The sequence below is a fragment of the Sphingomonas sp. TDK1 genome, assembly GCF_001650735.1.
In the GTDB taxonomy this organism is placed as follows: Bacteria; Pseudomonadota; Alphaproteobacteria; order Sphingomonadales; family Sphingomonadaceae; genus Sphingomonas.
On record NZ_LXVY01000006.1, the window covers coordinates 160,639 to 167,239 of the forward strand.

A 6,601-nucleotide genomic window follows, 5' to 3' on the forward strand; every position below is an offset into this window, starting at 1 on the left:
CATGCTCCTCTCAGGCCAGCACGGGTTCGGCATCGGCGCGACGGCGGGCCGAAAGCTGCTCGTCCGCGGCCGCAACGGCACGCTGGAGGTGGAAATCGAAGGCGATGTACGCGCTGTCGCCCTGGCGCTGCGGGACGGGCAGCAGCCCCTCGCGGGTACCGAAGGCGAAGTCGTCCTTGGCGAACGGATCGTCGCCGAAGTTGATCTGCGTCGTCAGCGTGCGATAGCCCGGCGCTTCGATGAAGAAATGGACGTGGGCAGGGCGGTTGCCGTGGCGGCCCAGTGCCCGCATCAGCACGTCGGTCGCGCCGCCAGGCGGGACGCTGTAGCCGTTCGGCATCCGCGAATGGAAGCTGTAGCGCCCGTCCGGCCCCAATTGGATGCGGGCGCGGTTGTTGAACGGCGTCTGCTCGCCGGTCGGGTCGAAATGCGAATACCACCCCTTGGAATTCGCGTGCCAGACATGCAGGATCGCCCCGGGTACCGGCTCGCCGTCCGGTCCGACGACACGGCCGCTCATGTAGAGTGCGCCGGTATCGTCCGGATCCTTGCTCAGGTTGACATCGCCTTCCACCAGCGGCGCCCCTGCGACATAGAGCGGCCCTTCGATCGTGCGCGGCGTGCCGCCAGTCAGCCCAGCCTCGGCATCCTTGGCGTCCATGACGAGGTCGAGAAAATGCTCCAGCCCGGTGCCCGCGACGAGCAGACCGAATTCGTCCGCGCCCTGCTGAAGAAAGGTGACCGCCCGCCAGAATTCGCTTTCGCTCACATCGTGCCGGGTGATGATCGCACCGGCAGCTTCGAGGATGTCGCGCATGATTGCCTTCACCCGCGGCGACCCGCCGGGGCTGGCGGTGCCCGCCGCCGTTTCGAACAGGGCCTGGACCTCCGGGGTCTTGACGAAACTTGCGTCCATTTCTCTCTCTCCTTGTCTTCCGGTGCCTGGGGCGCCCGTCGTTCCTTCGCGGATCAGCGATCGTCGTCGTGCATCAAGGACGGATGGCGGCAGAGCGCCGTCACGCGGATCGTCATGAAGGGGTAGAGCGGCAGCCCGATCAGCAGATCGTGCAGGTGCGCATTGCTCTCGACGTCAAAGATGCTGATGTTCGCGTAGCGACCGACCACGCGCCAGATATGGCGCCAAGTTCCGGCGCGCTGCAGTTCCTGGAACCGCGCCTTCTCCGCCTCCTTCAGCCGCTGCGCCTCGGCGGGGTCGAACCCGAGCGGGATCGCGACGTCCATTTCGACTTGGAACAGCATCAGCGCGACCCTCCAACGACGTGGAGCGAAGAGGTTCGATCGCGGCGGAAGCGGGCGAGCCTGTCCGCATCGATCGCGACGCCGAGACCCGGTCCGTCGGGAATGCGCAGCGCGAAATCGGCATAGGTCAACGGCACTTCCAGGATTTCCTCGGTAAGCAGCAGCGGCCCGAATAGCTCCGTCCCCCAGGACAGGCGTGGCAGCGTGGCGAACAGCTGCGCGGAGGCGGCCGTGCCCACGCCGGCCTCCAGCATCGTGCCGCCGTACAGGCCGACGCCCGCAGCATCGGCGATCGCCGCCACTTCCCGCGCCGGAAGCAACCCGCCGGATTGCGCGATCTTGAGCGCAAAGACGCGGGCGCCGGCGTGGGTGGCAATCGCGAAGGCCGAGCGCGGCCCGTGCAATGCCTCGTCCGCCATCAACGGAACCGAATGGCGTGCGGAAAGGCGTGCCATCGCCGCCAGCGCATCCCGCGCGATCGGTTGCTCGACGAGATCGCATCCCGCTTCGGCGAGCAGCGCCATGCCCAAGTCGGCCTGCGTCTCGTCCCAACCCTGGTTGACGTCGACACGCACGCTGCCGCGATCGCCGATCGCGCGCTTGATGGCGGCCACATGCGCCACGTCCGCGCGCACGTCGCGCTTGCCGATCTTGAGCTTGAAGATGTTGTGGCGCCGCGCGGCGATCATCGCTTCGGCTTCCTCGATGTCGCGCCCCGTGTCGCCGCTGGCCAGCGTCCAGGCGACGGGCAGGCTGTCGCGCAGGCGGCCGCCGCTGATCAACGCCGAAACCGGAATGCCTAGCCGCTTGCCTGCCGCATCGAGCAGCGCGCTTTCCACCGCGCTCTTGGCAATGCGGTTGCCGACGACATGCCGCCCGATCGCGGCCATGGTTTCCGCCACGCGAGACAGATCGCAGCTGGCCAGCACGGGCGCGATATAGGTATCGATGGCAAGCTTGATGCCCTCTGCGCTTTCGTCGCCATAGCTGAGGCCGCCGATCGTCGTGCCTTCGCCGATGCCCTCGATCCCATCCGCCGTCCGGATGCGGACCAGCACGATCGTCTGGCTGTGCATCGTCGCCATCGCCAGCACATGCGGGCGGATCGTCGGCAGATCGACGAGAATGGCTTCGATCGACTCAAGAGCAAGCTTCACATGCGTTTCCCGTACCGCGCGTTCGATGTGGACGAGGTAGGTGGTGAAAGAGGCGGAGCCAAAGACTATTGCAGTCTTCACATGATACCTATTAGGTATGATCGGATGATGGACCTTCGCCAGCTCCGCTACTTCGTTGCTGTCGCCGAAGAGCGGAACTTCACCCGCGCGGCAGAGCGGCTGCACATCGCGCAGCCACCGCTAAGCCGGCAGATCCAGCAGCTTGAGGCCGAAATCGGCGCCCCGCTATTCGACCGCGCGGCGCGGCCCTTGCGGCTTACCGCGGTCGGGCGGCTGGTCTTCGAACAGGCCACGCAACTGCTGGGAAGAATGGGCGAAATGCGCGATATGGTGGCGCGCGCGGTGAAGGCCGAGCAACGTCGCTTCGCGATCGGCTTCGTAGCGTCCACCATCTATGCGCGACTGCCCCCGCTGATCCGCGAGTTCCGCCGGAGAGCGCCGCACGTGGACCTGTCGCTCGGAGAACTGGTCAGCCTCGATCAAATCGCTGCTCTCAAGGAGGGGCGGATCGACGTCGGCTTCGGCCGGATCCGGTTCGAGGATGACGCCGTGCGGCGGATCGTACTGCGCGAGGAGCGGCTGGTCGTGGCGGTTCCATCCGGGCACCCGCTAGCAACCGCGACCTCGCCCTTGTCTTTCGAAGTGCTGTCTGGTGAACCCCTCATTGTCTATCCGCGCCAACCCCGACCCAGTTACGCGGACCAGGTGCTGAGCCTGTTCCGGGACCACGGCATTTCGCCGCGCGTGACCCATGAAGCGCGCGAGTTGCAGATCGCGATCGGATTGGTCGCTGCCGAGGAAGGCCTGTGCATCGTGCCGGAATCGGTGCGGAAGTCGCTGATCGACGGCGTTACCTTCCACGATCTTGCTGAACCCGCGACCTCGCCGATCATCATGAGCCATCGCGCGGAGGACCATACGCCAGAACTCGCGCTCATGGCCGAGATCGTCGCGCGCATGTACAACCGGTGGGACTATCCGGTGCCGGACAAGGTTATGAAACTAGCCGGCTTGAGCGCTGACGCGCTCGCCATGCCGGCTACTCCCACACCTTGAAGGTATCGCAAGGATATCGATACAGTCTTGGACCCGTCAAACCCAGATCCGCAAACTTCACTCCAGGAGCCGACCCATCGGCCGGCCGAAGTGATGCCCGTATGGGCACAAGGGAGAGGAAGATATGAGAATGCCGATCTTGGCGGGCGTAGCGCTTGTCGTCACTTCCCTGCCGACCAGCGCGCAGGCGCAGGAAGCGATCGTTGCGTCGCCAAGCTGGTATGCCCGCGTTGCCCTAGGCAGGATAACGTTCGATGAAAAGGCGAGGGTGCAGGTTGCCGGGCAGCCCCTGGTGGGTGCCGACGGCACGCTTTCGAACAACACGACGATCACCGCGGAATTCGGCTATCATATTGCGCCGCATCTGTCCGTTGCGGCGACGCTAGGCATGCCGCCCGAGACGACTCTCAGTGCAGCAGGCTCCCTGGCCGGCGCCGGGGTGCTGGGAAAGGTTCGCTACGCCCCAGGCAGCTACACGCTGCGCTACCATATCGGCGCGTCCGAAGGGCGGGTGCGCCCCTATGTGGGCGCGGGGGTGAACTGGACGATCATTCTCGAAAACCGCGACGGCCTGCTCCGCAATGTCCGCGCCTCGAATACTGTGGGCCCGGTCGCCATCGGCGGTGTCGACGTGGCGCTCAATCGCCGCTTCGGCGCCTTTCTCAGCGTGATGAAGGTCTACACGAGCACCAACGCACGCTTCGACATGCCCACGCAGGCCGGCCTCGTGCCAGGCGGCGCCCGGCTGCGGATGAACCCCACGCTGTTCCAAGGCGGGTTACAGGTGTCTTTCTAGTCGCCTCGCCCTCCTTCGCCGGGCACCCAGTCAGTGCCCTTGTTGCCCAAGCGCTGCTGAAGGGCGCATCGGATCATCAATCCAGCAGGTAACAGCAGACTCGCGCCAGCCGATACAGCGGGTGCTGATCTGCGTGCTAGCGGGGCAGGTGCCTGCTTCCATCTTCCGGTACAGGGTGGAACGCGTGAGGCCTGTTAGAGCGAGGACAGCCTTGAGCCGGAGGATGCGGTCCGTTGCGTTGGAGTGCATTGCTATTACCTTGCATCGTTCGGGGGTCGGTGGAGGGTTTCGGCGCAAGATGGACCCGAACGGCTTGCCGGCAGAAGGATTTCCTCTGGGGCTGAAATGGCACTGTTCGGTGCAGGCTGGCATATACATCGACTGGGATCGACGGTTGAGCGAACGGTCCGTCTGCCGTCGGGTGTCGCCGACGAGTTTGCAGCGCACCTGAGCCTGCATGGCACAAGTCAGAGACTTTGCGTTCTTGCCCTTCGTTCCCATTATGTTCTAGCTGGCAGCTCGCTGCCGATGCAGCGATTCGACATTATTGGGAGCTTCGGCATGGAGCACGACCTCCAGTTGCGCGCTGCTGCGCGTGCGATCTACGACGCCTGCTATCCGAGCGAGGAATGGGCGCCGTTCGGCTTCGACGAGGCCGAGCGCTTCAGGACCATCCACTATCGCCAGGCGGTCGGCGCGGCGCTGCAGGCGCGCCGGGCTCTGTACGATCGCGCAGTGCAACAGAGCCTGTTCGCCGAGCAGGTGCACGCCTGACGCCCGCGCGATGGATGCGATCGAACAGACCAACTGGCTGGCGCATCGCTGGCCGATCCAACTCGAAACCTTCTCCTATGGCGGATGGCTGATCCATGTGGGCAGGGTCGAGGGGCATCGCCTGGGGCAGGTCAACTCCGCTGCGGAGTTCGAGACCTGGAAGGCGGCGCAGCGGCCGCTGTGCCTGGCGCGCTTCATTGCGGGGCGGCGCGAGCTTCATCCTCCCGCGGTGCTGGTGGTCGCCGGCAAGTACCGCCTGGGCCGTATCCCGCCGGAATTGTGGTGTGGCTATGACGCGACGCTGCTGATGGATGCACCGTCAGCGACGCTCCTGTCCGCCAAGGTGCGCGCGATGTTCCCGGAATGGCCGGCTGCCCTCATCCGGGTGGTGCCGCAGGCGCAGGTGCGGGCGCTCGGCCTGCACCCTGCGCCTGCTGCGGCTGGGCCGCGCCTGCGCTTGGTCGGCTGATATGGCACGTTATGACGATGACGGTGGGCAGGTGCCCCGGACACTGTTCGAGGCTGCGGCGTTCCACCGTTCGGTCCGGGCAGCCTGTGGGGGGTGCGGGCACATCGGCGTCTTTCATGCCGCGGCGCTCTGGCGGCTGTTCGAGCGCAGGCAATGGCCGGGGCGGCTCGCCGAAGTTGGTGCCCGCCTCCGATGTTCGCGATGTGGGCGGCGTGGCACGGCGATCAGCCTGACCCGCGATGCGCCGACGATCACCAGCCTGCCGCTCCCAAGCGATGTCGAATGGCGGCGGGCGGTCAGCCGGTTTCGCGCCTAGAACAGGGCCGCCTGTTCGACAGCGCCCTTGCGCTTCACCCAGGGCTCGTCGGTACGCTCCATGACGATCAGGTCATCGGGGAAGCAGCGCGCCTGGAACCCGAGAATGTCGTCGAAGCTGCCGTGCAGCCAGCGATCATGGTCGTCACGATGGAGCAGCACCGGCATGCGGTCATGCACCGGGCGGATCGCCTCGTTGCAGTCGGTCATCACGCCGGAATAGACCGGACCCCATTCGGCGCTATCCCGCCACAGTCCCGCCCAGGCGAAAAGCGGCGCGTCCTTGACACTGAACCAGGTCCGCGTCTTCGCTCCCTTGGCGCCCTCCGCTTCGGCAAAGCCGGTCAGCGGGATGAGACAGCGCCACTCGGGCTTACGTGCCAGCCCGACCCACATCGGCTTGGTGAGATCCGCGATATTGTTGACCGGCTTCGGCTTGGCACTCGGGCTCATCCCCTTGAGCCGGAGCGGAAAGCCCCAGACCATCGACTGCAGGATGCGCGCGCCCGCTTCCTCGCGCACCACCATGCCGGGATAGCCGGGATAGACTTCCTCACCCGCGTTGGACTGCACCGGGGTATCGACGCCGAAATGCGCGGCGACTTCGGCCGCGCTCTTCCGAAGGTGGTAAAGGTTGCAGATGTGGACGGCCCCTCGCTTGTAGGACACTAGCAGATTTCTGACCCGATTGCTTGCTATCAGATGTCCGGCCTGTTTACGCGAGTTAACCCCGCTGGCCCAGATGGTGTTCGC

10 protein-coding genes are annotated in these 6,601 nt (G+C 65.6%); 5 read left to right on the top strand and 5 right to left on the bottom strand.

Going from position 1 to position 6,601, the window contains the following annotated elements:
* Positions 1–10: 10 nt before the first annotated feature.
* Genes A7X12_RS07545 through A7X12_RS07555 form a run of 3 tightly spaced genes read right to left on the bottom strand, consistent with a single transcriptional unit; the run spans position 11 to position 2,417 of the window.
* Positions 11–916, bottom strand: coding sequence for a dioxygenase family protein (locus A7X12_RS07545; RefSeq protein WP_064311044.1), 906 nt, complete (start codon positions 914–916; stop codon positions 11–13).
* A gap of 53 nt (positions 917–969) precedes the next feature.
* Positions 970–1,260 carry a muconolactone Delta-isomerase gene (gene catC, locus A7X12_RS07550; RefSeq protein ID WP_064311045.1) on the bottom strand — a complete coding sequence of 97 codons (291 nt, stop codon included), beginning with the start codon at positions 1,258–1,260 and terminating at the stop codon, positions 970–972.
* Positions 1,260–2,417, bottom strand: a complete 1,158-nt coding sequence (locus A7X12_RS07555) for a muconate/chloromuconate family cycloisomerase (RefSeq protein ID WP_269747808.1) — start codon at positions 2,415–2,417, stop codon at positions 1,260–1,262. Before A7X12_RS07555 ends, catC begins: the two co-directional genes overlap by 1 nt.
* A 108-nt stretch (positions 2,418–2,525) precedes the next feature.
* Between A7X12_RS07555 and A7X12_RS07560 the strand changes: the two genes are divergently transcribed.
* Positions 2,526–3,494 carry a LysR family transcriptional regulator gene (locus A7X12_RS07560; RefSeq protein ID WP_064311064.1) on the top strand — a complete coding sequence of 323 codons (969 nt, stop codon included), beginning with the start codon at positions 2,526–2,528 and terminating at the stop codon, positions 3,492–3,494.
* Positions 3,495–3,618: 124 nt separating this feature from the next.
* Positions 3,619–4,290 (top strand): OmpW/AlkL family protein, encoded by a 672-nt coding sequence (locus tag A7X12_RS07565; protein WP_084445192.1) that lies wholly within the window; start codon positions 3,619–3,621, stop codon positions 4,288–4,290.
* A 30-nt stretch (positions 4,291–4,320) separates the two neighbouring features.
* Here the strand turns inward: A7X12_RS07565 and A7X12_RS26690 are convergent, their stop codons facing one another.
* Entirely contained in the window at positions 4,321–4,791 is a 471-nt protein-coding gene (locus tag A7X12_RS26690) for a helix-turn-helix transcriptional regulator (protein ID WP_332308525.1), read from the bottom strand.
* A gap of 60 nt (positions 4,792–4,851) precedes the next feature.
* On the opposite strand from A7X12_RS26690, the gene A7X12_RS07570 reads away from it, so the two are divergent.
* Genes A7X12_RS07570 through A7X12_RS07580 form a run of 3 tightly spaced genes read left to right on the top strand, consistent with a single transcriptional unit; the run spans position 4,852 to position 5,849 of the window.
* Entirely contained in the window at positions 4,852–5,064 is a 213-nt protein-coding gene (locus tag A7X12_RS07570) for a hypothetical protein (protein WP_064311065.1), read from the top strand.
* 10 nt (positions 5,065–5,074) lie between these two features.
* On the top strand, positions 5,075–5,533 hold the full coding sequence (locus tag A7X12_RS07575) for a hypothetical protein (protein ID WP_064311047.1): 459 nt from the start codon (positions 5,075–5,077) through the stop codon (positions 5,531–5,533).
* A gap of 1 nt (position 5,534) precedes the next feature.
* A complete protein-coding gene (locus A7X12_RS07580; RefSeq protein ID WP_064311048.1) occupies positions 5,535–5,849 on the top strand; it encodes a hypothetical protein in 315 nt (104 codons plus the stop codon).
* Here the strand turns inward: A7X12_RS07580 and A7X12_RS07585 are convergent.
* Positions 5,846–6,490: an SOS response-associated peptidase gene (locus tag A7X12_RS07585; protein ID WP_064311066.1), complete on the bottom strand. Its 645-nt coding sequence runs from the start codon at positions 6,488–6,490 to the stop codon at positions 5,846–5,848. The two genes, A7X12_RS07580 and A7X12_RS07585, sit on opposite strands and share 4 nt — an antisense overlap.
* Positions 6,491–6,601: the final 111 nt, after the last annotated feature.

What these genes read in the sequence shown, in the direction of transcription:
- A7X12_RS07545 (WP_064311044.1), bottom strand. Translation starts at nt 916, where the DNA reads ATGGACGCAAGTTTCGTCAAGACCCCGGAGGTCCAGGCCCTGTTCGAA.
- catC (WP_064311045.1), bottom strand. Translation starts at nt 1,260, where the DNA reads ATGCTGTTCCAAGTCGAAATGGACGTCGCGATCCCGCTCGGGTTCGAC.
- A7X12_RS07560 (WP_064311064.1), top strand. Translation starts at nt 2,526, where the DNA reads ATGGACCTTCGCCAGCTCCGCTACTTCGTTGCTGTCGCCGAAGAGCGG.
- A7X12_RS07565 (WP_084445192.1), top strand. Translation starts at nt 3,619, where the DNA reads ATGAGAATGCCGATCTTGGCGGGCGTAGCGCTTGTCGTCACTTCCCTG.
- A7X12_RS26690 (WP_332308525.1), bottom strand. Translation starts at nt 4,791, where the DNA reads ATGGGAACGAAGGGCAAGAACGCAAAGTCTCTGACTTGTGCCATGCAG.
- A7X12_RS07570 (WP_064311065.1), top strand. Translation starts at nt 4,852, where the DNA reads ATGGAGCACGACCTCCAGTTGCGCGCTGCTGCGCGTGCGATCTACGAC.
- A7X12_RS07575 (WP_064311047.1), top strand. Translation starts at nt 5,075, where the DNA reads ATGGATGCGATCGAACAGACCAACTGGCTGGCGCATCGCTGGCCGATC.
- A7X12_RS07580 (WP_064311048.1), top strand. Translation starts at nt 5,535, where the DNA reads ATGGCACGTTATGACGATGACGGTGGGCAGGTGCCCCGGACACTGTTC.